Below are 588 nucleotides of genomic sequence, written 5' to 3' on the forward strand. Positions count from 1 at the left end.
AAACATAGCATAATAACTCTTTTCATAGCAAATAATATTAGGGTTAAATACATGTTTATACCCTTTAGATGCTGGTAATATTGAATGGTTGCGTATGCGAAACAAAAAATCCCGAATTAATCGGGATTTTTAAAATATTTTTATGAGGCTACAATTTCTCTAACCTTAGTTTCAAGTTCATCCATAAGTTCAGGATTATCTTTTATTAAGGCTTTTACGGCATCTCTACCTTGGCCTAATTTGGTATCGCCGTAGCTAAACCAAGAGCCACTTTTCTTTATAATTTCATTATCAACAGCAATATCTAAAATTTCGCCAACTTTACTAACGCCTTCGCCATACATAATATCAAACTCGGCCATTTTAAATGGTGGTGCTACTTTGTTTTTAACTACTTTAACACGGGTTTTATTACCAGAAACTTCGCCAGCGCTATCTTTTATTTGTGTTGAACGACGAATATCTAACCTAACCGATGCATAGAATTTTAAGGCATTACCACCTGTTGTGGTTTCTGGGTTACCAAACATAACACCAATTTTTTCGCGCAACTGGTTAATAAAAATAACAGTACAGTTAGTTTTGCTA

1 pseudogene is annotated in these 588 nt (G+C 33.8%); it reads right to left on the reverse strand.

What is annotated here, in order from left to right:
- Positions 1-140 precede the first annotated feature (140 nt).
- Positions 141-588 (reverse strand): annotated as a pseudogene (locus FUA24_RS03120) (recombinase RecA); the annotation flags it as partial.

The organism is Seonamhaeicola marinus, from assembly GCF_008085455.1.